Annotated in this window: 20 protein-coding genes; 13 read left to right on the top strand and 7 right to left on the bottom strand. The window is 49.9% G+C overall.

All coding sequences use genetic code 11. The annotated features are described in order from the left end of the window. Window positions 1-222 precede the first annotated feature (222 nt). The 3 genes from rnr (at window position 223) to ACFOET_RS09070 (ending at window position 3,850) form a co-directional block, all read left to right on the top strand. Window positions 223-2,352 carry a ribonuclease R gene (gene rnr / locus ACFOET_RS09080; protein WP_379021782.1) on the top strand — a complete coding sequence of 710 codons (2,130 nt, stop codon included), beginning with the start codon at window positions 223-225 and terminating at the stop codon, window positions 2,350-2,352. A gap of 91 nt (window positions 2,353-2,443) precedes the next feature. Next, window positions 2,444-3,619: an AI-2E family transporter gene (locus ACFOET_RS09075; RefSeq protein WP_379021780.1), complete on the top strand. Its 1,176-nt coding sequence runs from the start codon at window positions 2,444-2,446 to the stop codon at window positions 3,617-3,619. 66 nt (window positions 3,620-3,685) lie between these two features. After that, window positions 3,686-3,850, top strand: coding sequence for a hypothetical protein (locus ACFOET_RS09070; RefSeq protein WP_379021778.1), 165 nt, complete (start codon window positions 3,686-3,688; stop codon window positions 3,848-3,850). Between the two features lie 2 nt (window positions 3,851-3,852). On the opposite strand, the gene ACFOET_RS09065 is transcribed toward ACFOET_RS09070, so the two are convergent. Genes ACFOET_RS09065 through ACFOET_RS09050 form a run of 4 tightly spaced genes read right to left on the bottom strand, consistent with a single transcriptional unit; the run spans window position 3,853 to window position 10,020 of the window. Further along, a complete protein-coding gene (locus ACFOET_RS09065; RefSeq protein WP_379021776.1) occupies window positions 3,853-6,894 on the bottom strand; it encodes an efflux RND transporter permease subunit in 3,042 nt (1,013 codons plus the stop codon). A gap of 6 nt (window positions 6,895-6,900) precedes the next feature. Then, window positions 6,901-7,950, bottom strand: coding sequence for an efflux RND transporter periplasmic adaptor subunit (locus tag ACFOET_RS09060; protein WP_379021774.1), 1,050 nt, complete (start codon window positions 7,948-7,950; stop codon window positions 6,901-6,903). A gap of 17 nt (window positions 7,951-7,967) precedes the next feature. Then, window positions 7,968-9,344, bottom strand: coding sequence for a TolC family protein (locus ACFOET_RS09055; RefSeq protein ID WP_379021772.1), 1,377 nt, complete (start codon window positions 9,342-9,344; stop codon window positions 7,968-7,970). A 31-nt stretch (window positions 9,345-9,375) separates the two neighbouring features. Further along, window positions 9,376-10,020 (bottom strand): TetR/AcrR family transcriptional regulator, encoded by a 645-nt coding sequence (locus ACFOET_RS09050; RefSeq protein ID WP_379021770.1) that lies wholly within the window; start codon window positions 10,018-10,020, stop codon window positions 9,376-9,378. 175 nt (window positions 10,021-10,195) lie between these two features. Between ACFOET_RS09050 and ACFOET_RS09045 the strand changes: the two genes are divergently transcribed. From ACFOET_RS09045 to ACFOET_RS09025, 5 genes are all read left to right on the top strand, one after another. After that, complete coding sequence (locus ACFOET_RS09045; protein WP_379021768.1) at window positions 10,196-10,687, top strand: Lrp/AsnC family transcriptional regulator; 492 nt, start codon at window positions 10,196-10,198, stop codon at window positions 10,685-10,687. A 28-nt stretch (window positions 10,688-10,715) separates the two neighbouring features. Continuing rightward, the gene (locus ACFOET_RS09040; protein ID WP_379021766.1) at window positions 10,716-11,792 is read left to right on the top strand and encodes an EamA family transporter; all 1,077 of its coding nucleotides are present in this window, start codon (window positions 10,716-10,718) and stop codon (window positions 11,790-11,792) included. A 168-nt stretch (window positions 11,793-11,960) separates the two neighbouring features. Continuing rightward, a complete protein-coding gene (locus ACFOET_RS09035) occupies window positions 11,961-12,728 on the top strand; it encodes a 5'-nucleotidase C-terminal domain-containing protein (RefSeq protein ID WP_379021764.1) in 768 nt (255 codons plus the stop codon). After that, window positions 12,703-13,665 carry a bifunctional metallophosphatase/5'-nucleotidase gene (locus ACFOET_RS09030; RefSeq protein WP_379021762.1) on the top strand — a complete coding sequence of 321 codons (963 nt, stop codon included), beginning with the start codon at window positions 12,703-12,705 and terminating at the stop codon, window positions 13,663-13,665. Before ACFOET_RS09035 ends, ACFOET_RS09030 begins: the two co-directional genes overlap by 26 nt. Window positions 13,666-13,744: 79 nt before the next feature. Beyond that, complete coding sequence (locus ACFOET_RS09025) at window positions 13,745-14,950, top strand: MFS transporter (protein WP_379021760.1); 1,206 nt, start codon at window positions 13,745-13,747, stop codon at window positions 14,948-14,950. Window positions 14,951-14,963: 13 nt separating this feature from the next. On the opposite strand, the gene ACFOET_RS09020 is transcribed toward ACFOET_RS09025, so the two are convergent. Together ACFOET_RS09020 and recR are read right to left on the bottom strand one after the other, a co-directional pair. Beyond that, window positions 14,964-15,785 carry an SDR family oxidoreductase gene (locus tag ACFOET_RS09020; RefSeq protein ID WP_379021758.1) on the bottom strand — a complete coding sequence of 274 codons (822 nt, stop codon included), beginning with the start codon at window positions 15,783-15,785 and terminating at the stop codon, window positions 14,964-14,966. Continuing rightward, complete coding sequence (gene recR / locus ACFOET_RS09015) at window positions 15,763-16,380, bottom strand: recombination mediator RecR (protein WP_379021756.1); 618 nt, start codon at window positions 16,378-16,380, stop codon at window positions 15,763-15,765. Before recR ends, ACFOET_RS09020 begins: the two co-directional genes overlap by 23 nt. A gap of 229 nt (window positions 16,381-16,609) precedes the next feature. Here recR and ACFOET_RS09010 point away from each other — a divergent pair, with 229 nt between their 5' ends. The 4 genes from ACFOET_RS09010 to mazG all read left to right on the top strand — a co-directional run bounded on the left by ACFOET_RS09010 (window position 16,610) and on the right by mazG (window position 23,610). Further along, the gene (locus ACFOET_RS09010) at window positions 16,610-17,320 is read left to right on the top strand and encodes an LOG family protein (protein ID WP_379021754.1); all 711 of its coding nucleotides are present in this window, start codon (window positions 16,610-16,612) and stop codon (window positions 17,318-17,320) included. A gap of 195 nt (window positions 17,321-17,515) precedes the next feature. Continuing rightward, complete coding sequence (gene clpB / locus ACFOET_RS09005; protein ID WP_379021752.1) at window positions 17,516-20,107, top strand: ATP-dependent chaperone ClpB; 2,592 nt, start codon at window positions 17,516-17,518, stop codon at window positions 20,105-20,107. Window positions 20,108-20,255: 148 nt separating this feature from the next. After that, entirely contained in the window at window positions 20,256-22,775 is a 2,520-nt protein-coding gene (locus ACFOET_RS09000) for a hybrid sensor histidine kinase/response regulator (protein WP_379021750.1), read from the top strand. Window positions 22,776-22,806: 31 nt separating this feature from the next. After that, on the top strand, window positions 22,807-23,610 hold the full coding sequence (mazG, locus tag ACFOET_RS08995; RefSeq protein WP_379021748.1) for a nucleoside triphosphate pyrophosphohydrolase: 804 nt from the start codon (window positions 22,807-22,809) through the stop codon (window positions 23,608-23,610). A gap of 9 nt (window positions 23,611-23,619) precedes the next feature. Here the strand turns inward: mazG and ACFOET_RS08990 are convergent, their stop codons facing one another. Next, window positions 23,620-24,720, bottom strand: a complete 1,101-nt coding sequence (locus tag ACFOET_RS08990) for a fatty acid desaturase family protein (protein ID WP_379021746.1) — start codon at window positions 24,718-24,720, stop codon at window positions 23,620-23,622. 164 nt (window positions 24,721-24,884) lie between these two features. Between ACFOET_RS08990 and trpS the strand changes: the two genes are divergently transcribed. Further along, window positions 24,885-25,880, top strand: coding sequence for a tryptophan--tRNA ligase (gene trpS, locus ACFOET_RS08985; RefSeq protein WP_379021744.1), 996 nt, complete (start codon window positions 24,885-24,887; stop codon window positions 25,878-25,880). Window positions 25,881-25,920 lie beyond the last annotated feature (40 nt).

The raw sequence follows: 25,920 nt of genomic DNA, 5'->3' as shown, positions 1-25,920 counted from the left end.
TGAGAAACAATCGCTCGGTCTACGGTGAGAAAGTCGTCATTACCACGGCACAAATCTTGTAGAGATTTGAATAGCCGGTCACTGTTTCGGCGCATTCAACGGTCGATAAGGGCGCCGGCGATCGGTAGGATTGTCGGAGATTGAAGGCAAACAAATAACGAACAGCGGAACCAAGCAACAAGAATAGACCAGATAGGTCGATATCTCATATCTAATACCATTATGGCAAACAAAAAAACCGAGGCGTTTAAGCACATACTTACCCAGTTGATTTCCGATGTCATTGAGAAATCCGGCAATAAGCCAATCAATTACAAACAGGTCGCTGCGAAACTGAACCTGACGGATCCCGAATCGCGCAATGCCATTCTTGACATCTTGCAGGAGGAGGCTCGTGCCGGACTTTTCAAAGAAGTAGAGAAAGGAAAGTACGTTCTCAAAGAGCTCAAAGCATTTGTGACCGGCCGCGTGGATATGACCGCCGACGGGTCGGCCTTCATCGTGCCTGAGGACGAGTTTGAAGACGATATCTTTATTGCCCCACGCAAACTGCGTCAGGCGTTGCATGGCGACCGGGTAAAAGTGCATACTTACGAAAAACGGCGAGGCAAACGTAAAGAAGGCGAGGTGGTTGAAATCATCGAGCGCGCACGGACGGAGTTTACAGGTACGATATCGATATCTCCAAGATTCGCGTTCTTCATTGCCGACGACCGTAAAATGCTGCACGACATCTTCGTGCCCCTGGCTGACCTCAACGGCGCTCAAGACGGTGAAAAGGTGGTCGTAGCGATCTCCGAATGGCCACAGGACTCCAAAAATCCGGTTGGGAAGGTAAAACATGTGCTGGGTAAAAAAGGGGAAAATAATACGGAGATGAACGCTATTCTAGCCGATTTCGGCTTCCCGCTGGAGTTTCCCAGTGCAGTGGAAAAGGAAGCAGAATCCTTCCCCATAGGCATACCCGAATCGGAATTTTCAAGGCGACGCGATTTCCGCTCCGTTACGACCTTTACGATTGACCCAGCAGACGCAAAAGACTTCGACGATGCCATCTCTTTCCAGCAATTACCCAATGGGAATTATGAAATCGGTGTACATATCGCCGATGTCACGCATTTCGTCAAGCCTGACTCGGCACTGGATAAAGAAGCATTCGAGCGAGGGACCTCCGTATACCTCGTAGACCGCGTAATCCCTATGCTACCCGAACGGCTGTCCAACGATCTGTGCTCGCTAAGACCCCACGAGGACCGGCTGGTGTTTTCGGCCGTATTCGAGATGGACAAAAACGCCAACGTGATCAACGAATGGTTCGGAAAGGGCATCATCCATTCGGACCGGCGGTTCAGTTATGAAGAGGCACAGGAAATACTTGAAAACAAGGAGGGCGAATTTAGCACTGAGCTGACCACACTTAATGAACTGGCATACATCCTGCGCGAACGCAAATTTAAGCACGGGGCCATCAGCTTCGAAACTACAGAAGTAAAATTCCAACTGGACGAAAACGGCAAGCCGCTGGGCGTATACGTCAAAGAACGGAAAGACGCCCATAAACTCATTGAAGATTATATGCTGCTTGCGAATAAACGTGTAGCCGAATTCATCGGCAAGCAAGGCAAGGGCGGCGATAAAAAGACCTTTGTTTACCGCGTGCATGACGCACCGAATCCTGAGACCATCGCCGGCTTTGCACAGTTTGCCGCACGATTCGGGTATAAGCTCAACACAAAATCTGACCGCGAAACCGCACGTTCGCTCAATGCACTGATGGAACGCGTCGAAGGTACCAAGGAGCAAAACGTATTGACCACACTTGCTATCCGCTCCATGGCCAAAGCAATCTATACCACCAAAAAAACTAGTCACTATGGCCTGGCATTTGATTATTATACGCACTTCACCTCTCCCATCCGCCGTTACCCCGATGTGATGGTACACCGGTTGCTGGAGTTCTACCTTGAAGGTGGCGGGTCTGTCAATGCAGAAGCGTATGAAAAGCACTGCGAACACGCATCCCAGATGGAAAAGAAAGCTGCCGATGCCGAACGAGCGTCGATAAAATACAAGCAAGCCGAATACCTGCAGGATCAGGTAGGCGAAAATTACATCGGTATCATTTCTGGAGTGACCGAATGGGGCATGTACGTAGAAATTGAAGAAAACAAATGCGAAGGGATGGTGCGTCTGCGCGACATAACAGACGATTTCTACGCGCTAGACGAAAAGAACTACGCCATTATTGGCCAGCGTAAGAAAAAGCGCTATCAGCTTGGTGACGAGGTCCAAATACGGGTGAAGAAAGTGGACTTAGCCAAGCGGCAGATCGATTTCACGCTGGTGTCCTAACTCGAAAGATAAATATCGGCTTGCGGCTGACATGATTATTTTTCGTAACTTTATCATTAAGGAACAATTCAAAACAGATAAGCTGAATTCTATGCAAGAAACTCCCATCAAACGGCCCTATGCCTTGGAATTGGCTGCTACCTTGATCTCCTTGGCCCTTATCATCGCGCTGATGTACACACTCCAAAGTGTGTTGCTGCCGCTGATGTTTTCCATCCTCATAGCAATCTCGCTGTATCCCGTTGCCATCTTCTTAGAACGTCTGCGCTTGGGCAAAGCGTTATCAGCCCTGCTTTCGGTCCTACTGGCCATCGCCATACTGTCCGGACTGGTTTGGTTCATTATACACCAGGTCATCGTCATCGGGAGGGATGGCGCTGAAATGCAGTCGAAATTTCTCTCCATATTTGACACCATCCAACACTGGTTGCAAGACCGTTTCGGGATCGAACCCACTGAAGTGGCGGAACGGTTACGGGGCCAAGCAAACCAATTGCTTTCTAATGCAGCTTCTTATATCACTTCAGCATTCGGATCTATCGGCAATTTACTCGCGGGAACAGTACTTGTTCCGTTATTTTCCTTCTTTCTGTTGTATTACCGCGTGTTCTTCCGCGAATTTTTCTTCCGGGCATTTAAATCCACACCTCAGGAGCGTGTTCACAACACACTCAATAAGATTTACAGCGTGGTCCAGAGTTACCTACTCGGGCTAGTCACGGTCATGGGTATCGTTGCGGTACTTAATACGGTAGGGCTTTGGATCATGGGCATCCAATACGCGTGGTTCTTCGGCACGCTGGCGTCGCTGCTGATGCTTCTTCCATACATTGGCATTGCCATTGGATCCATCTTGCCGGCCCTTTTTGCATTAGCAACTAAAGACAGTTCGTGGTACGCAATCGGTGTCATTGCCTGGTTCCAAGTAGTGCAATTTCTGGAAGGCAACGTCATTACACCAAACATTGTGGGTGGAAAAGTCAGCATCAACCCGTTGATGGCCATTATCTCCATTTTACTGGGCGGTATGCTTTTCGGCTTAGCCGGATTGATCATTGCCCTACCGCTCACGGCCACGCTTAAGGTCATCTTCGATTCGGTCCCTTCGATGAATGCATTCGGATTCTTGATTGGCGAACCGGAGAAATACCATCTCAAACGATACTCCACCAAAATCCTCTTAAAACGGTGGAACCTGCGTGAAATACTGGAAGCACGGGAAAAAAAGAAGCAAAACAAAACCGGCGACACGTCCGCCAAAGACTAACTACCGTCCTTTTCCGAACAATACGCCTCGCTGTTTGTTACACTAAAGACAACTAAAGAAAGTATCATGAAAGGAAAAGACATCACAACCGCACAGGATAAAAGCAGGAATAAGGAAATGGGAAACCCAACTGCTGACAAGGCATTTACCGATACGAAAAAGCAAAAAAGGGCCCAGGGTTTGCCTAACGCCGGAGGCGTACGAAACCGGCAAATAAAAAAAGATAAATAGAATCACACTTTCGGTGGCATCAGCTTATATATAACAGGCGTAACCACGCGTGACAGTAATGTCGAACTGATCAGCCCTCCGATCATCACAATAGCTAAGGGTGAAATCAACGGATTACTCGACCATGCGATAGGCAATAAACCGCCGATGGCTGTTAGTGAGGTAAGAATAATAGGCAGGAATCGCATCTCCCCCGCCTTTTCGATAGCGTCGTTGAGCGCCATCCCTTCCTTTCGTAACTGGTTGGTGAAGTCAACCAGCAAAATGGTATTTTTCACCTCAATGCCGGCCAGCGCAACAAGCCCCACTGTCGCCACAAACGAAAGCGTGTTGCCCGTTGCCAATAGGGCTAGCACTGCTCCCACGATACCCAGCGGAATAACGGAAAGCACAATCAATGTGCTTTTTAAGGTTTTAAACTCCAGCACCAACACGGCAATGAATAGAAACACGGTTATCAGAATGACCGTACCGAAACCGCCGAACGATTGCTCCCGGCTTTCCACCTCCCCTCCCATCTCATACCGGTAACCTGCCGGTAAGCGCATACCATCCATTTGCCGGATAACGTCGTTTATCACAGCACTATTCGTATAACCGGCATCCACAAAACAATTGACCGAAACGGTTCGCTCCTTATTGATATGATAAATTGCGGGCGGAGAAGGTACCAGCTTCAGTGTGGCCAATTGGCTGAGCGGGATGCCCTGCCCGGCGGCGTTGTCTATGTAAACCTCATCAAACACCGATAGGTCAGGGTAAGCCGGACGGGGAACGCTTACCCGCACGAAGTAGTCATCGTCGTCCGATGCTGGGTCAGTATAAGTGGTTACGTCAACGCCGGCCAGTACCAGCCGTACCGTGCGGTCGATATTGGCAGTCGGCACGCCCAGGGCCAAGGCTTTCTCCCGGTCGATTGCTACCTGAATATCCGTTTTATCGTTACGCACGGGATTGTTTATATATAACGCGCCGGGTGTGCGCTCCATCATGGTCTCCACATGGGCCGCCAGCTGTTTCAGCGTATCCAAATGTTCACCGAATAGGCGCACTTCCACCGGAGAGATAATCGGAACGCCTTGCTCAAAGTTCTTCACCTCGACCTTCGCACCTAAATACGGGGTCCACCGCCGGCGGAGCCGTTCGATTAACGCCTCCTTTTCCCCAGGCGACGTATCGGGCTGTAACTGCACGAACAGCTCAGCAAAGTCGGCCCGTTCATTGGCCTGCTCCACGTTGTAATACACCCGCGGATTCCCCTTCCCTACATTGGAAGCCACATACCGTACCTCAGGCATGGCGCCGAGTTCCTGCTCTATCTGCCGGGCGATGCTGTCCGTAGTGTAAATATTGGCCTGCAAAGGGGCATTGATTCGGATAAGAAACTGTGGCTTTTCCGAAGCGGGGAATAAGCTGAAGCCGATAACGGGAACGAGTGCCAGTGCCCCAAGAAAGATGGCAAGAGCGATCACCACGGTTTGCCATGGGCGACGTAATGCCTTTTCCAACAATACGGCATAAGTGCTATGGATACCCCGTTGCAACCAGCGCAGCACGGCATTGCCCCCGGGGTTTTCGTGCGGCTTAAGAAGCCTGCTGGACAAAAGAGGTACCACAAGCAAGGCGACCAACATGGAAGCAATGACCGAGCCGATAACGGCCATGGGCAAGCTTCGGATGAAGTCGCCTGCCACCTCGGGCATAAACATCAGCGGCATAAAGGCTATGGCTAAGGTGACGGTACACCCAATCACCGCCAAAGCGATCTGACGTGTACCGCGAATCGCAGCCTCTACACGCGAGAACCCATCACGCATCCAACGCTCGATATTCTCGACCACTACGATGCTGTCATCCACAACCAGCCCCAATGCTACCACAAAACCGACGATGCTCAACTGGTTCAACGAATAGCCGAACGCATTGAGGGTGACAATGCCCATGGCCAACGATAACGGTACGGCTATCATTACCACCAGCGAGGCGCGTATTCCAAGCGGTAACAGCGTGACCAGCACCAACGTTACGGCAATCAGGAAATCGATACCCAGGCCACTAAGGCGTTTGTTGACGTTCTCTCCCTGATCAAAGTGCAGCACCAAAGCGACGTTCTCGGGAAGCTGTTGTTCAAACCGGTCGAGCACCTTTAGGTAAGTATCTTGGGTATGGCTGATGTTCTCCCCGGCCTTTTGGGCGGCATTTACAAAGACCGCCCGATAGCCATTTAGCCTGGTGATATGCGTCTCCGGTGCGAAACCGGTATACACATTGGCGATGTCACCCAGGCGAATATTCTTTCCGCCCACGCTCGAAACGATCGTGTTTTTAATGTCTTCTATATGTTGGTAGTTGCCGCTTGTTTTAATGCTGAATACCTTGCCGCCTGCATGTACACTGCCGCCCGGAATATTGGCGCCCTCACTCTGGATCGCCTGCATCACTTGATTGAGCGGGATGCCCAATTGTGCAAGCCGCGCAGGTTCTACATCGACCCTCACAAGCTGATCGGCAAGACCAGTAATTTTTACGTTTTTCAGCGCCCTCACCTTTTCCAGTTCTTCCTTTAACTTTTCGGCTACGTCCTTCATCACTTTGCGCGACGCATTTTCCGAGACCAGCGCCACCTGCAGCACGTTTACCCCGGTCGGATCAATCTGCTGCACATCAATACTGTAAATGTCTTCCGGAAGCGCGGACCTCATGGCGCTTACTTCACGGATAAGTTCCTGATACTTAGTATCGTAGTCTGTGCCATGCTCATACTCTACAAACAGCACCGCCAGGCCATTGACAATGGTAGTGCGTATCCGTTTCATATTATCCAGATCGTACAACCGGGTTTCCATGGGCTTCACCACCAACTGTTCCATGTCTTTCGGGGTGGTTCCTGGGTAAACAACCACTACCGGGAAATTGGGCGGCTGCATTTCAGGATCCTCCGCCCGTGGCATGGTTAAAATGCTGCTTACGCCTACGGCTACCACCATAAGCACCACAATCAGGGTAAACTGATAATTCTTGATGGGATATCTGATGAGGTCCATAGCTACTTATCTTACCGTAATTTCTGAACCATCGCGCAGATATGGACTCCCTGCTACGATTACCGATGTTTCTTGTTCAAGTCCACTCGTTACCACGACATGACCCTTCTGAATTTCTCCGACCTGCACCTGTACCCGCCTGGCGATCTTACCGTCATCGGTTACGAATACATACGCCTTACCCCCGTCGCCATCCAGCACTGCCTCATACGGGATGGACCAACCCGCTATTGTGTGGGACAGCTTGATACGGGCTTTCCCGAACATGCCTGACGCCAGCCCGGGAAGCTTACTGTCCAACAATTTTAAGTACACGGCGAATGTGCCCGACTGCGGGTCTACACCTTCAGACTTCCGGTGCACTACCGCTTTCATCGGCACTTCGGAGGCTACATCACTGGTCACAGCCGCACTGTCGCCCACCTGCAGTGCCGCCCATTGCCGATCGCTCACCCCGACCCGGAGCAGCCACCCCTGCCGTCCTGTGCCGCTGACCACCAGCACCGGCGTTCCCGGACCTACCACCTGCCCGGTGCTAGCTGGGCGTTGGAGCACATACCCGTCAAATGCTGCCCGTATTGCCGTATGTCCAAGGTTATAAGACGCCCGCTTGGCGTCCTCTTTAGCCGCCGCCAAGGCAGTTTGTGCATTTTCCAATTGTTCAAGTGTAGCGACACTGTCGATATACAGCTGTCGCGCTCGCTTGTAATCGCGCTCGGCCTTTTCCAGGGCAAGCTCCGATTGCCTGACCGCCGTATGGATCTCCGTTGGTTCCAGTGAAGCGAGGAGCTGTCCTTTCTTGAAGGCGTCGCCCTCCTTAACATGGATTTGCTGGATAATGCCACCATTTTTAAAGGCAAGCACCGTTTCATCGTCGGTGGTAAATGCACCTGTAGCCATGATGGCAAGCGTCGTGTCCGTCGCGGCCAATGGTAGCAACGTTACCGGTATCGGGTCCTTACCGGCTGGTGTGTCCGCATACTGTTTCCTGTGGCTGCAAGCACCGATTGCCAGTAAAAATGCCAAGCCAACCGGTAGGTAACCAAATATGTTCATGCTATTTCGTTTTGATGTTATTGGGTAAGCGGATAACTGCCTTGTTCGCGTTCTAGTGCCGCAGCTGCCGAAAGTACTTGATAAGTGCTGATGACGAGGGCTAGTTTGGCCGATGTATATTGATTGCGGGCGTCAACGGTTTCGATATAACTGTTTGACCCTGCCTGATATCCTCTCGTAATGAGCCGCTGGTAAGCATCGGCAGCCTCCAACTGACTTTTAGCAGACTGGTAATTTTGCCAGGCCGACTGGAGCTGGTGCAGCGCTGCTGAATTAGCTAATGCCAGCTGCTGTTGGGCCTGTTGCAGCTGCAAACGCGCTTCCTGTGCATCGAGTCTTGACTGCGCTATTTTATTCCTGTTCCGCCCGCCGCTGAACAGCGGAACTTCCAATTGCAATCCTAACAGATAGTAGCGCGTCTGGTCATTGAAGTGAAAACCTTCCGATTGGGAGCCCAGATCCAGAAACGCGTTTAGCTTGGGTACCGCAAATTGTTGGTCCATTTTCAGGGCGGTTTCTCGAATGCCTATGACGGCGGACAACGATTTGAGCTCTTCCCGTTCACCATGCGGCCGAGCGCCGTGTTGAATGGTGCCTGCGGCCTGCAGCAAAGCATGCTCCCGATTGAACGTGGTGTCAATCTCAGCATCAGCGCCCCTGTTGAGCAGGCTGTTGAAATAACGCTGCGCGTTGAGGACCTGCAGTGCTGCGTCGGTAAGTTTGGCTTGCGCAACGGCCACTTCGCCGTCTGCCCGCAGTACGTACGCCGGCAGCCCTTTACCATTGTCTACCAGCCGTTGGTTGGTGCGCCTCCCTTCTTTGGCCAATGCTAACGCCGAACGGTATACACCCACGGTCTGTAATGCACTAAGGTAGTTAAAATAGGCCGTTTTGACTTCTTTTATCAGTTCTCGTTTATAGGCTTCTACCTCCAGTTGGCTCAGCCTTACCTGCTCCTCCTGAATACGCTTGTTATGTCCGATGGCCGTATTGAGAAGCGGCATCGTCGTTCGGATATGCGCATCATAGTAGTTTCGTGGCAAGAAATTAATGGTTTCATTTGCTATCTGCGGAAATCGGGCGGATTGGGTCATCTGGTTTAACGTATTGTATACTGGATTGAGCAAATCACCGATGGGCAGCGGAATGTTGCGGCCGCCGTCGGCAGTCTGGTATCCGGCTTGCAGCACCACCGATGGCAGATACATGCTTTTCGCTGATTTCAGTGCATAGTCAGCGCGCCGGAGTGATATGTTACGTTGCTGCAGCACCAGGTTGCTAGCCAAACCTTCATGAATGTAGCCCTCCAACACGTCCTGTGCCCGTGTGCCAAGCGCCACTATTAGACCTGTAACCGTAATTAAAATCACTCGATAAATTAATACCGTTCTCATAATTAACAGTGTTTATGACAGTACAAATATTTTATTTCATGCGCTGCATCATCTGCACGTAGGCGCCGAAAGCTTTTTCCAGCAGTGCCTCCTGATCCGGCAACGCGTATGAACTGCACTTATCGGCAATGTGCTTGAAATGGCTGGTAATATACAGCGATGAAAGGCCATGCACCACGCTCCATGAGAGCATAGCCACTTCTACCGGATTCATATTGGAAAAATATCCACTGGCTTGACAAGCGGATACAGTCTGCATAAGCCCGTCAAACACCCGCTCTCCGTCCGGCCATTCCTCCTCGGGATGATGTTCTTTCAGGTACTGCATCGGATCCTTCATGATAAACATTAATTCATAAAAATCGGGATGGTCTACAGCAAACTGCATGTAAACTCGACCCATCGCCTTTAGACGCTCAAAAGGGGCGTCCACATGGACCAACGTTCCAAGTCGTTCCCGTAACAATCGAAATCCTTCTTGATGAAGAGCGTAAGCTATATCGGTTTTATCTTTATAATACAAATAAATCGTAGTTGGACTAAACTCAATTTCTGCCGCGATTTTCCGGATAGACGTCGCCTCGTAACCTTCTTTCACAAATAGTTTCTTCGCCGCTTCGAGAATCCTGGTTTTCAGGTCCTCCTTGTGCCGTTCTTTTCGCTCCTTTATACCCATAATAATTCTTAACGCAGCAAACATACTTAACGGTGTTAATATTCGCAAAATATTTTTTTCAACATTCACTCTCCATCCAAATACTTCATCAAACGTTATTTCACCGTTTCAAGAATATTATTCGTATATTTGGCCGATAATTTGAATAATATTCTTTAAAATAAGAGATATCAGAATGATGAGCAGTTCAATTTACAGTTTGGACCATATCGACTACACCATATTGCGGCTGATGCAGGAAAACGCACGAATTAATAACGCAGATATCGCCCGCGAACTCGGGATGGCTCCATCGGCAATATTGGAACGGGTAAAAAAATTGGAACAGAAGGAAGTGATTGTGCAATACAACGCCAAAATCAACCCGGTCGCTTTGGGACAGAAGTTACTTTCGTTCATTTTCATCCGGGCAGCTGATGGGATTGGATGCGCCACTACCGGACAGGCGCTGGCGGCCATCCCTGAAGTGCAGGAAGTGCATGACATTGCCGGCGATGATGGATACCTGGTCAAGGTCAGGACGGCAGACTCGGCGGCTTTAGTGGAGCTTATGCGTAATTCATTCGCGAAAATACCCAACATCATTTCCACGCGCACCACCATCGTTTTGGAAACGGTAAAGGAAGAGCAGAAACTGGTGATTCCCACGGAACAACAGGATAAATGAAGGACAAAATCAAAGGAGCTACATCAATATGGCAGTAATCGGTACAACGAATAAACAACTTCAATGGAAGGTCGTCTTCGCCTTTGCCATGATTTATTTGGTTTGGGGCTCAACATTCTTTTTCATTCACAAAGCCCTGGCAGGCTTTGGCCCCTTCCTATTGGGAGCCGTTCGATTCACCACCGCAGGGCTGCTCCTGCTCACCTATTTCTATTTCAAGGGATATCGCATATTCCATAAACCCACGATCCTACGTGCGGGTCTTATGGGATTGCTGCTACTTTATATTGATAATGGGGTTATCATATGGGTGGAACAGTTTATGCCCAGCGGCCTGGTTGCCATTATGACAGCGTCCGTTGCCATTTGGTTCATTTTACTCGATAAGCCCAATTGGAAAGCCAACTTCAGCAACCTTCCGGTAGTCCTTGGTGTATTCATGGGCTTTTTCGGTGTGGTTATGCTTTTCGGCGATCGCGTAGCCCAAGCAATGGATGCCGATCAGCGACAAGAAAACATCACGGGCATGGTGCTACTGCTGCTGGGAGCCATGGCATGGACCATCGGTTCATTGTACTCCAAGTATTACGGAAAATCCGAGGAGGCAACGCGGGGCAACAGCATGGTGGGAACCGGCTGGCAGATGTTGCTCGCTGGTATCGTCTTTTCAGCAACGGCGGTTTTCCGCGGAGAAACGGCCAGCTTCCGGATCGAAGCGGTGCCTTTCGGCGCGTGGTGGGCGATGGCGTATCTCATCGTTATGGGCTCCATCGTTGCTTACAGTTCCTATATCTGGCTTCTTCATGTTCGACCAGCCACCCAGGTGAGCACCCACACCTATGTCAACCCCGTCGTTGCGGTAGCGCTGGGAGCCTGGTTTGCGAATGAGGCGGTAACGGCATCACAGATTACGGCGTTGGTGGTGATTTTATTAAGCGTCTTGCTGGTCAACTGGGACTCCTATAACTTATCCGCGCTGTTCACCAAGCGGAAAAACAGGTATGCACGCTTACGTGAGAAAGCCCGTATCCGCGCGAAAATACGCGCATCGATACCCGTCCGTGCCGGAGGGCGCCTGGCAGATAAAGCACCTGGACAAATATAGTGGATAACCCGGTGTGCACCCACATTCCGCCCGTGACCTATAACGGCAACATCAGTATTGCCGGCAGCAAAACTACCGCATATCGACACAAAAACTTTTTCTTAAATTAACATCGGTTGGCTACCTTTACTGCATCTGATAAAGCAGTGCCGAAAAATAGTTACACCCATGAAATATTTTACCTTCCGTAACTGCCTCGCATTACTTACCTTGGCGGTAGGCTTGGTGAATGCATCATGCAACAGCGTTATAACGCTACGTGAACAGCGTGTATCTACAAAAATTCAGATCGATAGTACCATCGCTGACGACCCGGCATATGTCCGCCTGTATGCTCCATATAAGGACCGTTTGGAAGCCGAAATGAACCGGGTTGTAGGCCGAACAAATGTAGCGTTGACCAAGCCGGCTAATGCTCCGGAAACACTGCTTGGCAACTTCTTCGCCGATGCTTTGCTGGCCGAGGGGCGCAAGCTGTATCCTGATGCTGCATTTTCTTTTGGCACAAAGGGTGGCCTCCGAATCGAGCTTCAACCCGGTGACATCACCGTGGGCCACCTTTTTGAATTAATGCCATTCGAGAATGAATTGGTCATCTTGGAGCTTCGGGGCAAAAGCATATCAGAGCTAGCCCAGTTTATTGCCAGCACTGGCGGACAACCCGTGGCAGGGATGCGCATGCGTATTGCCGACAGCGGCGCAACCGATATACTTATCGGGAACACTCCGCTGGATACTGCCCGCACGTACACGCTCGTTACTTACGATTACCTCGCCAACGGTGGAGACAATTCACGCGGCTTAAACGACCCGGTAAACCGAATCAATTTGGGCAAGAAAGTCCGTGATGCGTTAATCGATTATGTAAGCAGGCTTGCTCAAGAAGGTAAACACATCAATCCGAAACTCGATGGACGCATCATACAAGCTAGATAGACGCCACTTCCTGAAACAAGCGGGCATCATTGCCTCATGTTCAGCCATGGGCGGCTTGCCATATACTGCGCTGGCTACCACAGACGAACATGTCGCACTCACCATCCTGCACACCAACGACGTACACAGCCGCATCGAGCCATTTCCGATGGACGGATCGCGCAACCAGGGGCTGGGCGGCGTGGCACGCCGCGCGACATTGGTGGAACGAATACGGAAGGAACAACGGAACGTGCTGCTGCTTGATGCCGGGGATATCGTACAGGGCACTCCATACTTCAACCTCTTTGGCGGCAGGGTTGAGCTTGAACTGATGAGCAAGTTGCGTTACGATGCAGCGACATTAGGCAACCATGAGTTTGACAACGGGCTGGAAGGACTGAAAAAGATGCTCCCTTACGCCAATTTCCCCTTCTTGACAGCCAATTATGATTTTGGCAACACCCGCCTAAAGGGAAAAACCCGGGATTATGTCATCTTCAAAAAACAAGGGCTCCGTATCGGTGTATTTGGCTTGGGCATCCAATTGGATGGATTGGTAGATCCCAACCATCACCGGGATGTTCGCTACCTCGATCCGGTCACTACAGGTAATCGGATAGCTGAACGGCTTAAGCATGATTACAAGTGTAATCTCATCGTATGTTTATCGCATTTGGGTTATCGTTATGAAGACAATCAGGTGTCAGATCAAGTACTGGCTGCAAATACGGGCTATATTGACCTGATCATTGGGGGACATACTCATACGTTTATGCCTAAGCCCGAGCATGTTCGCAACCGCTGCGGGGATCTAACGACCATCACTCAAGTAGGTTTTGGCGGCATTAGTCTTGGACGGCTTGATTATTTGTTCGAGCGCCGCTCGGGAGAGAAAAAGTCATTGGTGGCCCATAACTATAAGGTTTCGGATGACGTGCATGCCGCAGTTGGGTGACATCAAGATGAATTCCGGGGTACTACGAAAGTAAAAAGATTTACGCTTTTCCATTCAATTGTGATATGCGGGTTCAGTCATGAAAGAGCTTATACGTATATACATCGATTCCTATCGGGGGCTATCTCGGCCGGCCTGGATGCTAGCACTCGTCATGCTAGTCAACCGAACCGGAGCCATGGTGCTGCCTTTTCTGGGCATTTACATGACACAGGCCCTAAACTTCTCGATCCGCGAAGCAGGGGTTGTACTGGCCTGTTTCGGCCTCGGGGCAGTTACAGGATCATGGCTCGGCGGATGGCTGACCGACCGATTCGGCAATTTTTGGGTACAGACCCTAAGTTTGCTCGCCTCAGTTCCATTTTTCATAGCGATCCCGTTGTTTACATCCGCGGAAGGGCTCGCTGTCATGATCTACGTTCTCAGCGTGGCCACCGAATCGTTTCGTCCAGCCAACTCGGTTTCGGTAGCGCGCTATGCGCGGCCCGAAAACATTACGCGTGCCTTTTCGCTCAACCGGATGGCCATCAACCTCGGGTTTTCCGTCGGTCCGGCATTAGGTGGCTTCCTGGCGTCAATCTCGTACAACTGGATTTTTTACGGCAACGCCATGGCTGCTTTCATCGCAGCTCTTGTGTTTATCTTTTTCTTCGCTAAACGAAAGGGGACTGTCCGATCAACGTTGGCACAGGAGAAAGACGACAAGGTATCTCCAAATCCCGTTTCCCCCTACCGCGACTGGCTATTCTTGGTATTCAGCCTGTTATGCTGCGTATACGCCATCTGCTTTTTCCAGTTGCTGAGCACCCTGCCCCTCTTCTACCAGCACGGGCATGGCCTCAACGAAAGGCAGGTGGGTATCATCTTAGGGTTTAGCGGTTTCGTGGTAGTCGTGTTCGAGATGCTGCTCGTGCATATCGCTGAACGCCGCCTTTCCTACGCAGGCAGTATTTTTATCGGCACGGTATTATGCGCCGTATCTTTCGCCATGCTACCCATCCCTACGGGCCACTGGGTACTCTATGCATCCATTTTTATGCTCAGTATTTCCGAAATCCTGGCTATGCCGTTCATGGCGTCCGTAGCCGTGCAACGAGCGTCAAAGCAGACGCAGGGTGCGTACATGGGATTGAATGCCCTGGCCTTTTCGGCGGCTCATGTATTTTCGCCGTTCCTCGGCACTAGCGTAGCGGACAGATACGGGTTTAACACCCTATGGTTGGGCACAGCGGTTGCATTGATGGCAGCGGCCGCCGGGCTTTATGTCGTGGTAAAAAGGATGTAAAGACTATCGCTTATTATTTTACCAACGGATTTTTCTCTTTGGCGAACAGTTGGTACACCTGCCTATCCACCCAGGCAGGCAGCAGTTTATTCATCCATACGGCCAGCTTACCTTGCCGGGTCATTACCAATGTGCGTTTACGCTGGATTACCCCTTGCACAATACGCTCGGCAACTTCTCCGGCCGTCATCATCTTGCCTTCATCCATGCTGGTTTCTCCATGTTCTCCGCCCGACGCGTTGAGCGCCGTTTGGCGGATATTGGACGCGGTAAACCCGGGGCAGGCAACCATGACATGCAATCCCGTCTTCAAATTTTCCACGCGCAGCGATTCCATGAATCCATGGATGGCAAATTTTGATGCTGAATATCCCGTACGGCCGGGCAATCCCCGGTAACCCGCAATGGAAGACACGGCGACCACCGAACCCTTGCTGCGAAGCAGCGCTGCCATGGCATATTTGGTGCAGTATACGGCGCCCCAGAAATTGACATTCATTAACCGGTGGAGCACACCAAGATCTAAATCGGAAAACAGCGCCCGCATGCTGATGCCGGCATTGTTGATTAGAATATCGATACCCCCAAAGGCTGTCTCTGCCTGTTGGATAAGGGCACGGCAGTCCACCTCCTTGGCAACGTCACACGAAACCGCCACGGCTCGGATGCCAAATTGCTTTTCCAGGGTTTCTCCGATATTACACAGCTCGACATAGCGTCTCGCTCCCAACACCAGGTTGGCACCGTGTCGCGCAAATGCCTCCGCACAGGCCAATCCAATACCGGAAGACGCTCCGGTAATGACGACGGTTTTACGATGCAATACTGCGCTCATAAGGTACACGGGTGACAATAGAACGCCCCAAAGTTACTTCATCCACATATTCCAATTCACCGCCGAAGGCAATACCACGGGCAATGGTACTGATCTGCACCCCGAAATCCTTGATTTTCTTATAAAGATAAAAGATGGTAGTATCCCCTTCCATGGTAGCGCTCAACGCCAAGATAACTTCGCGCGCTCCTACTGCTTCGAGGCGTTTGACCAAGCTATCCACCTGAAGGTCTGACGGTCCGACACCATCCATCGGCGAAATCAGCCCACCCAGCACATGGTATACGCCATGGTATTGATTAGTATTTTCGATGGCCATGACGTCACGTGTATCTTCCACCACACATATCAATCCTTTATCACGCTTTAGCGAGGCACATACCTCGCAAACATCATTATCCGAAATATTGTGACAGACTGAACAATGCCGGATATCCCGCTTCAGGCGACTGAACACATCGGTAAACCGCAACACATCAGCCTCGGGCTGCTTCAACAGGTGCAGTACGAGACGTAACGCCGTCTTCTGCCCTACACCTGGCAGGCGACCGAATTCGGCAACGGCTTGTTCCAGCAGTTTGGAAGAAAAATTCATGGAACAAAGATAACTTTTTGCGGGGCTAACTAAAAATTTACAACGAAGTCTGTTTCCGGTGGCGACTGCGATTTTATTTGCGTTGTCCTGGCTATGCGAGAGGCTGACAGCCTGCAAATTGAAGTAACGTGGCAATGCTGCGGGAATAAACATAAACTTGATATTTTGCACGTTAAAACGGAGTTGAGCGTAAAAATTGGCTATCTTAGCGACGATCAAGACAACAACTATGGCAAGAACTCGGGAAGACAAAATCATGCGAGCCTTTGAAAATAAGACATGGCAGGAAATCAAAGTAAAAGACTCCTGGCAGATATTTAAAATCATGGCTGAATTTGTAGATGGATTCGAAAAGCTCGCAAAGATAGGCCCATGTGTGTCCATTTTCGGATCGGCACGCACCCCGCCGGACCACAAATATTACCAACTTGCCGAAGACATCGCACGGCTGCTTACCGAGCGGGGCTATGGTGTAGTTTCTGGTGGGGGGCCTGGCATCATGGAAGCGGCCAACAAGGGAGCTTATGAAGCGGGTGGTAAGTCCGTCGGCATCAACATCGAACTACCTTTCGAACAGTTCCACAACCCTTACATTGACCGCGACAAACTACTTCAATTCAACTACTTCTTTGTCCGAAAGGTGATGTTCATGAAATATTCGCAGGGTTTCATCGTGCTCCCTGGCGGATTCGGCACCATGGATGAGCTTTTTGAAGCGGTTACACTCATTCAAACCGGGAAAATCGCACGCTTTCCGATTGTACTTGTAGGCACGGAATACTATGGTGGGTTGTTCGATTGGGTAAAAAACACCATGCTGCGCGAAGGAAACATTAGTCCGGAAGATCTAAACCTGTATCGTCTCGTAGATACAGCAGAAGAGGCTGCCGAGCATATTTTCCGGTTCTATGATAAGTACCTGCTCAAACCGAATTTTTGATGATAGCACCCCCGACGCGGATGCGACAGCATGATACCCGCCAACATGCTGCTAACCTGCAATTATTTCACATAATCCATTATCGATCAGACATTTATTCAGTATAACTTAACGTTTGAACGACAAAATTTCCGATTCGGCAATCTTTTACTCGATGGTATTTGTTTTGATTAACACTGCTCAAACGACGAGATCATGAATTTTAACAACTATACCATCAAAGCACAGGAGGCGATCCAAAAAGCGTCCGAAATAGCCGTAGGTAACCAACAGCAGTCTATCGAAACGGCACACCTGCTCAAGGCGCTGTTATTGGTAGATGAGAATGTGGTAGAACACCTGTTGAAAAAGCTGAACGTAAACCTTAAACACGTGGAGGACGGGCTTGAAAAACAAATCGGGACATTTCCGAAGGTAAGCGGCAGCAATATCTATCTTTCTTCGTCTGCCAATAGTGCCCTGCAAAAGGCACAATCTTACCTGAAGGAATTTAAGGACGAATTTGTTTCCGTTGAGCACATGCTGCTCGGCATCCTAAGTGCTGGCGGCAATACGGCTGCGCTACTTAAAGATCAAGGGGTAACGGAAAAGGACCTGAAAAAAGCCATCACTGACCTCCGTGGGAATGCACGCGTGACCGATCCGAACGCAGAAGCTACATACAACGCGCTCAACAAATATGCACGGAACCTAAATGGAGACGCCGAGTCCGGCAAGCTGGATCCTGTAATCGGCCGTGACGAAGAAATCCGGAGGGTAATCCAGATTCTTTCCCGGCGCACGAAAAATAATCCGATTTTGGTGGGTGAACCCGGCGTGGGAAAAACAGCGATCGCCGAGGGTATCGCCCACCGCATCATCAAGGGCGATGTACCGGAAAACCTGAAAACCAAGACCGTGTATTCGCTGGACATGGGCGCCTTGATTGCCGGGGCGAAGTACAAGGGCGAGTTCGAAGAACGGCTCAAAGCTGTTGTCAAGGAAGTAACGCAGAGCGACGGAGAGATCATTCTATTTATCGATGAAATCCATACGCTTGTCGGTGCCGGAGGAGGCGAAGGCGCAATGGATGCCGCCAACATCCTTAAACCGGCGCTTGCGCGGGGCGAGCTGCGGGCTATCGGGGCTACTACGCTCAACGAATACCAAAAGTATTTCGAGAAAGACAAAGCCCTGGAACGCCGCTTCCAAAAGGTGATGGTTGAAGAACCGGATACACAGGACGCTATTTCCATCCTCCGAGGCCTTAAAGAGCGCTACGAAACACACCACAAAGTACGCATTCTCGACGAAGCGATCATTGCAGCCGTGGAACTGTCGCAACGGTACATTGCCGACCGCTTTCTTCCTGATAAAGCAATCGACCTAATGGACGAGGCTGCCTCTAAGTTGCGGCTGGAAATGGATTCCGTTCCCGAAGCAGTGGACGAGATCGAACGCCGCATTATGCAACTGGAAATCGAAAGGGAGGCTATCAAACGGGAAAATGACACCAAAAAGGTAGCAGAGCTCAGCGAGGAAATTGCTAACCTTAGCGCCGAACGCGATTCCCTGCGGGCAGCATGGCAGAGCGAAAAAACACTTGTGGACAATATCAACCAAGAGCTGGAGCAAATTGAAAATTATAAGATTGAAGCTGACCAGGCTGAACGCGCAGGCGACTACGGCCGTGTAGCCGAAATCCGTTACGGCCGCATCAAAGAGTCGCAAGACAAAGTAGAAGCGCACAAAAAGGAGCTGGCTGAAAAGCAGGGTGAAAGCCGCATGCTTAAGGAAGAAGTAACGGCCGAGGATATCGCAGGCGTGGTATCCCGGTGGACGGGAATCCCTGTGACCAAGATGGTGCAGAGCGAGCGCGATAAATTGCTACACCTTGAAGAAGAATTACACAAGCGCGTGGCTGGACAAGAAGAGGCCATTGAAGCCATTTCGGATGCCATCAGGCGGTCGCGTGCCGGGCTCAGCGACGAGCGCCGGCCCATCGGTTCATTTATCTTCTTGGGCACAACAGGCGTGGGAAAAACCGAGCTCGCCAAAGCGCTGGCAGAATTCCTTTTCAACGACGAGCAATCGATGGTCCGCATCGACATGAGCGAATATCAGGAAAGACACTCCGTATCGCGGCTTATCGGTGCGCCCCCAGGCTACGTTGGATACGATGAAGGCGGACAGCTTACGGAAGCCATCCGTCGCAGGCCGTATGCCGTGGTGCTCCTCGATGAAATCGAAAAGGCTCACCCCGATGTCTTCAATATCCTGCTACAGGTGCTGGATGATGGCCACCTGACGGACAATAAAGGGCGTGTGGTGAACTTCAAGAACACGATTATCATTATGACATCCAACATCGGATCGCACCTTATCCAAGAAAATTTCAGCCAGTTGGATGAAACCAATAAGGAAGAAATCGTAGCAAAAACGCAGCACGAGGTTTTTGAGCTGCTACAGAAAACCATTCGTCCTGAATTTCTTAACAGAATAGACGAGGTGATCATGTTCGCTCCGCTCAGCCGCGAAGAACTGGGTAAAATCGTACAGATACAGTTCAGCAGGGTACAACAGCAGCTGGCCGAGATGGGTATAAACCTGTCCGCTAGCGAGGAGGCGCTCGATTGGTTAGCGCAATTGGGATATGACCCCCAATTCGGAGCACGTCCGCTCAAGCGCGTCATTCAAAAGCACATTCTCAACGAGCTGTCAAAAGAAATTCTCGCCGGCAAAATAGATAGAAATGCCAATATCAAACTGGATATGTTTGACAATAAGTTTGTGTTTCTGAATCAGTAGCCGAATTGTGGCTATTGCGTCGGCTATCGGTTCTGTGACTAAGCGTATCGCCCAATATAAAAGGGCTGATTGCTGACCGCCGATAGCCGATTGCCATTTTAGCACAATTTTTAGTAACTTTACAAAAGCAACAGGTTCAAGGTCTTCCATGTCCTCCAAAAAAATACAATCCACGAAAAGTGTACGGAGCAAAGTGATCTTTGTTTTTTTTTCCTGTGCAGTGGCGCTTGGCTTGGCATGGGGTATCAGCCGGGTGGCGTTTACGGAAATGATGGATACCGTAGAAAGCATCACCAACCCCGACCCAAAACTGGAAATGGTCAGCGGGATATCCCGTGACATCATGCGTCTCGATCAACTCCAGCGTTCGCAGGCTTTCAGTGGCAACACTGCTTACCAGAGCTTTACTAAGGAGTCAGCTACCATCTTTGCATCCTTGGATTCGCTCAAGGAATTGTATCAGGGGAGCGACATACAGCAGGCGCGCGTCGACTCAATAAAACGCCTGCTCCGGCAACGGGATAAACTGTTCAACGCTTATGTAAGGGTCCGGGAGAAAGTGGTCGACAGTCAGGAATTTTTGGACCAGCTACGTTCGTTGAGTGATGTCATCTATGAACCCAGCTCGGACAGCACGATTGTCACCACCGAAAGGAAGCGACGAACCACAACGATCGCAGGCGATACCACCGCTGCCGTTACCGTTCCCATTGATAATGACGATCGAGGTTTCCTTAAGCGCCTTTTTGGACGAAAGCCGCCCGAGCAACCATCACGGCAGGTAGTCGAAGAACGGCGAATGGTAGAAGAGGAATTAGAAACGATTGTGGATACCATTCGCGCGGTTCAGCATGACAGTACACTTGCACGCATTGACAGTGCGGTACAGCATTTCCAAATGCTCCAGCAGCAGCAGCGCGAGCAATTTGTTAACAGAGAAATGGAACTGACCATTGCGAGTAATACACTGATAAGCAATATGCTGAGCATTCTTCATTCGGTAGAAAACGAAGCAATGCAACAAATGGAAGTGGACAACCAGCAAGCCCGGGCTGTTGTCAGCGAAAGCGTGTGGCGTATAAGCATCATTTTCCTTGTTTTTTTCGTCATCACCTCCATCATGGTTTACCTGATCCTCGCAGATATACGCCGCAACAACGCATACCGCGCTGCGCTGGAAGCCGCAAAAGAGGAAGCCGAATACCATGCCGCAGCAAAACAGCGGTTTCTCGCTAACATGAGCCATGAGCTGCGCACGCCCCTGCAATCCATCATCGGTTATTCCGAGCAGCTAAAACAGGAACAGGACGGTGAAAACGCCAAAATCGATGCCATTTATCACTCTTCCGAACACCTGTTGCAGATTGTTAACGAAATCCTGGACTACAGCCGCATCACCTCCGGCAAAATAACGTTGAACGAAAAGCCTTTTGCCGTAGCAGGCTTGGTAGCTAACGTCGTTTCAGTGATGAAAACACAGGCCCAGGCCAAGGGGCTGGAATTGGAGCTCCATACTCGTATCCTAGGATCCGGAAATGTATCGGGCGACGCATTCCGCATCAAGCAGATCCTTTTCAACCTGTTGAGCAACGCAGTGAAATTCACCGAACGTGGCAAGGTTACCCTCCTCGTAAGCACGGTAGTTTATGAAGAAAAAACAGAACTCAATATTGTCGTCAAAGATACGGGAAAAGGCATACCGACGGAAGACCTAGATCGCATATTCAACGACTTCGAACAATCGGAAAACGCCAATTCCGGTATCTATTTCGGCAGCGGATTAGGACTGAGCATTGTAAAGGCCATTTGCGAGAGCATGGGAGGCCAAATCCGCGTGGAGAGCAAGAAGGGGTTTGGTTCCGTATTTAAGGTCAATCTTCCGCTGAAGACGAGCTCCATCGCCACGGAAGTCTCGGCACACCGCATTCCAGATGCAGCCCAGCCAGCTTTGGAAGAAAACGTATGGATTATTGATGATGACCGGCTGATACTGGGTCTGTGCCGAAACATTCTCGATAAATATCGCATCACCTATCGCTGCTTCACATCGCCTAGCATGGTATTATCCGCGGCATGGGATCCGGCGGTTGAGACCATCCTGATGGATATCAGGATGCCAGAAATGGATGGCATGCAGCTGAACAGGGAGCTGCGAAAGAAAATTGACACCAAAGGGGTGAGAATTTATGCCTGCACCGCACAGGTGCTCCCTGAAGAACAAGAACAAATTCTCGCCCAAGGTTTTGATGGACTGCTCCTAAAACCATTCAAGGAGGCAGACCTGCTTCAGGTGCTGGGGATTGTGCCTGCCCAACCGGATCGAGAAAGAGTTGATTTATCCGGCTTGGGGCATTTTGCGCTAGGAGATGATATGCAGACGAAAAACATTATCGCGTTATATACCAGGGATACCCGTTCGGATGTAGCAGACCTGCGAAAATACTACGAAAAGAAAGATTTGGAAAAAATAGAATTGCTGCTCCACCGGGTGGCTGGGCGAACTGCGCAGGTTGGCGCCGACAAAATTGCCTTCCAGCTCCGAAAGATGGAAATCGATGCAAGGAGCGGCGAACTACCTGCGGAAGCCGAGTTTACAACCGCACTCTCGCAACTTGCAGCCTTCATGCAGCACTTGCAACTCCACGGTGCCAAAGCGGTAGGTGCTTAAAATTCGCTATCTTTGCGAACAAAAAAGTTATATGCCCCATACCCCGCCACCAGCGCAAAGCACGCCAGCCAAAGCTTTCGAGCGCTTGCTGAATGTTCTCCATACGCTTCGTACCGATTGCCCCTGGGATAGGAAACAAACCATGGAAACCCTACGCCACCTGAGCATCGAAGAGATGTATGAACTGGGTGATGCTATCCTCGACAACAATCTGGGCGAAGTAAAAAATGAACTGGGCGACCTTATGATGCACCTCGTGTTCTATGCACGGATCGCCCAAGAGCAAGATGCCTTCGACATTACAGACGTGCTCAACAGTGTCTGCGAAAAGCTGATTGCCCGCCATCCGCACATTTATGGCAATGTCCATGTCAGTAATGAAGATGACGTGAAGCGCAATTGGGAGCAATTGAAGCTAAAAGAAGGCAACAAATCAGTACTCTCGGGTGTCCCTCAATCGCTACCTGCCCTTGTAAAGGCGTACCGAATTCAAGAAAAAGTGCGAGGAGTCGGATTCGATTGGGAGGAAAAACGCCAGGTATGGCAAAAGGTCGAAGAGGAACTAGCTGAATTTAAAAACGAGTTCGACGTAAATAGTGCCGAACCTATCGATAGCGCGCGCGCTGAAGCTGAATTTGGCGACCTGCTGTTCTCATTAGTCAATTACGCCCGTTTCGTCGGAATCAATCCCGAAAATGCATTGGAGCGAACAAATAAAAAATTTATTAAACGCTTTTCCTATTTGGAAACACGCGCAAAGGAAGCCGGCAAAAATCTTAAAGAAATGACGCTTGCGGAAATGGATGTCTTTTGGGAAGAAGCAAAGAAACAGTAGCACTGCCGATCATAGTTCGCCGTGACGGAACAAGCTTTCGCCTGCCCCCTGCTTCTTTAACAGCACGAAGTGCGAACGTATGGCCTTTATCGCCGGATAACATGTATACGGCAAATTGTATTCCTTGGCGTATCTTTTGATAATCGGCGTAATGTAAGGATAATACGTATGGGCAACGTGCGGAAACAAGTGGTGGGCAACATGGTGCGTAAAGCCCCCGAACAGGAAATTCGCAAATGGATTGTCAGCGCTAAAATCCTTCGTTACCATCATCTGGTGCTCGGCCCAGGTTACATTCATCTTTCCATCGGCCGGTGGCAGCGGGAACACCGCAGTCTCGTCGACGTGCGTCGATATCAACGCGATCACCCCAAGCATACTACCAAAAATGTGCATGGTTAACCATCCCAAAAGCACAACGTACCATGGCTGGCTCAGCACGATGATCGGGATTCCGACCAGATAGAACAGATTGAATAACTTAGCCGCAAAGAGCTTATAATATTCGATTTTCGGGATTTTCATAACACGTTTCACATAATTGTCCTTTGTACCAAAAAAATCCTTGAAATCACGGATGAACAGCCAATTCATCGTATACATTGGATACAAGAGGAACATGTAGATGTGCTGATAACGGTGTTGTTTCAACAGGGGGCTATCCGGAAATATCCGCACCAAGTCACTTTGTTTGATATCGGTATCCCAGTGCTGGACATTAGGGTATGGGTGGTGCAGCGCGTTATGCCTTTTTCCCCAAAGCCAGCTATTGCTGCCGAAAAGCTCCAGCACATACATAAACCGCTGATTGTTTTTCCGTTTTTTAAAAACGGCCCCATGAGCTGCGTCATGAAACGCATTGATGAACAACATAATCATCGAAAAACCCAACAGGATATAAAACAAAAAAAGCAACGGTGTATGGTTGCCGAATAACAGTATGCAGCCGTAAAACCCGAAATAAAGCGCCAACAGAAAGTATGTCTTGATCACATTCCGTCGTTGGATACGCTTGTCACCCAACACTTTTTCCTGTACTTCCTTTTGGAGCTTCTTAAAAAAGTCATCAGGCCCGGGTTTTTTATATGTTGGTTTTACAAGTGTTTCCATAATCAACCGCTCATTGAATGATATGCGCACGGCAAAAATAAGTATAATCGTCCACAACCGCCACGGCAAACACCGAAATGATTTCCGTCCTTGACAAAATCATGACCGACCGTTGCCGGATCCCCATCAAAGTTCGCCGATAATTGCGTATTTTCGCCGCGAATATGGAAACAGTTGTGAGCGGTATCCGCAGTACCGGAAAATTACATTTAGGAAACTATTATGGAGCGATTAAGAATTTTGTGCAGATGCAACAAGCACATAATTGCTACTTTTTTATCGCTGATTTACATTCGCTTACCACTCATCCCACTCCGGGCGACCTACATGCCAGCGTGCGCCAAGTGGTGGTCGAATACCTCGCCGCGGGCATTGACCCGGAGATAGCTACGATATACATCCAGTCCGACGTACCCGAGGTAACCGAGCTTTATCTCTACCTCAACATGAATGCGTATTTAGGTGAACTTGAACGGGCGACTTCGTTCAAAGACAAAGTAAGGGCGAATCCAGACAATATAAATGCAGGATTGCTTACCTATCCGGTCTTGATGGCAGCCGACATCCTATTGCACCGCGCCACGAAAGTGCCGGTGGGAAAAGATCAGGAGCAGCATCTTGAAATGGCACGCACATTTGCCAACCGGTTCAACAGGATGTACCAGACGGATTATTTCATTGAGCCGCACGCATTCTCATTCAGTAAGCAGCTGATCAAGATACCGGGGTTGGACGGAAAAGGAAAAATGGGCAAATCAGAGGGTGAAGCCAATGCGGTCTATTTGTCGGATACACCAGAAGTGATCCGTAAGAAGGTGATGCGTGCAGTCACCGACAGCGGCCCAACCGAGCCCAATCAGCAGAAGCCAGAAGCCATCCAGAATCTCTTCACCTTACTGGCGGCTGTTTCTTCGCCAGACACGGTACAGCATTTCGATGAGTGCTACAACAGTTGCCAAATACGTTATGGCGATCTAAAAAAACAACTGGCCGAAGACATGATCGTCGCCACCGACACCGTTCGCAAACGCATCGATGAAATTTCCAAGGATAACGAGTATATTAGCAAGGTAATCCGCTGGGGCAACGAAAAAGCACGTGAGAGTGCCCGAAAAACAATTGCGGATGTACGCGAAATTATCGGTTTCAGGAAATTTTAATGTCAAACGTTAGACGCCAGATAAAAATACCAGACAACAG

The sequence above is a fragment of the Parapedobacter deserti genome (genome assembly GCF_042646065.1).
GTDB classification, from domain to species: domain Bacteria; phylum Bacteroidota; class Bacteroidia; order Sphingobacteriales; family Sphingobacteriaceae; genus Parapedobacter; species Parapedobacter deserti.
This window is presented reverse-complemented; position numbering and strand designations above follow the sequence as displayed.

Bases quoted from the DNA above. Each gene is read 5' to 3' on its own strand.
- rnr (WP_379021782.1), top strand. From the start codon at position 223: ATGGCAAACAAAAAAACCGAGGCGTTTAAGCACATACTTACCCAGTTG.
- ACFOET_RS09075 (WP_379021780.1), top strand. From the start codon at position 2,444: ATGCAAGAAACTCCCATCAAACGGCCCTATGCCTTGGAATTGGCTGCT.
- ACFOET_RS09070 (WP_379021778.1), top strand. From the start codon at position 3,686: ATGAAAGGAAAAGACATCACAACCGCACAGGATAAAAGCAGGAATAAG.
- ACFOET_RS09065 (WP_379021776.1), bottom strand. From the start codon at position 6,894: ATGGACCTCATCAGATATCCCATCAAGAATTATCAGTTTACCCTGATT.
- ACFOET_RS09060 (WP_379021774.1), bottom strand. From the start codon at position 7,950: ATGAACATATTTGGTTACCTACCGGTTGGCTTGGCATTTTTACTGGCA.
- ACFOET_RS09055 (WP_379021772.1), bottom strand. From the start codon at position 9,344: ATGAGAACGGTATTAATTTATCGAGTGATTTTAATTACGGTTACAGGT.
- ACFOET_RS09050 (WP_379021770.1), bottom strand. From the start codon at position 10,020: ATGGGTATAAAGGAGCGAAAAGAACGGCACAAGGAGGACCTGAAAACC.
- ACFOET_RS09045 (WP_379021768.1), top strand. From the start codon at position 10,196: ATGATGAGCAGTTCAATTTACAGTTTGGACCATATCGACTACACCATA.
- ACFOET_RS09040 (WP_379021766.1), top strand. From the start codon at position 10,716: ATGGCAGTAATCGGTACAACGAATAAACAACTTCAATGGAAGGTCGTC.
- ACFOET_RS09035 (WP_379021764.1), top strand. From the start codon at position 11,961: ATGAAATATTTTACCTTCCGTAACTGCCTCGCATTACTTACCTTGGCG.
- ACFOET_RS09030 (WP_379021762.1), top strand. From the start codon at position 12,703: ATGGACGCATCATACAAGCTAGATAGACGCCACTTCCTGAAACAAGCG.
- ACFOET_RS09025 (WP_379021760.1), top strand. From the start codon at position 13,745: ATGAAAGAGCTTATACGTATATACATCGATTCCTATCGGGGGCTATCT.
- ACFOET_RS09020 (WP_379021758.1), bottom strand. From the start codon at position 15,785: ATGAGCGCAGTATTGCATCGTAAAACCGTCGTCATTACCGGAGCGTCT.
- recR (WP_379021756.1), bottom strand. From the start codon at position 16,380: ATGAATTTTTCTTCCAAACTGCTGGAACAAGCCGTTGCCGAATTCGGT.
- ACFOET_RS09010 (WP_379021754.1), top strand. From the start codon at position 16,610: ATGGCAAGAACTCGGGAAGACAAAATCATGCGAGCCTTTGAAAATAAG.
- clpB (WP_379021752.1), top strand. From the start codon at position 17,516: ATGAATTTTAACAACTATACCATCAAAGCACAGGAGGCGATCCAAAAA.
- ACFOET_RS09000 (WP_379021750.1), top strand. From the start codon at position 20,256: ATGTCCTCCAAAAAAATACAATCCACGAAAAGTGTACGGAGCAAAGTG.
- mazG (WP_379021748.1), top strand. From the start codon at position 22,807: ATGCCCCATACCCCGCCACCAGCGCAAAGCACGCCAGCCAAAGCTTTC.
- ACFOET_RS08990 (WP_379021746.1), bottom strand. From the start codon at position 24,720: ATGGAAACACTTGTAAAACCAACATATAAAAAACCCGGGCCTGATGAC.
- trpS (WP_379021744.1), top strand. From the start codon at position 24,885: ATGGAAACAGTTGTGAGCGGTATCCGCAGTACCGGAAAATTACATTTA.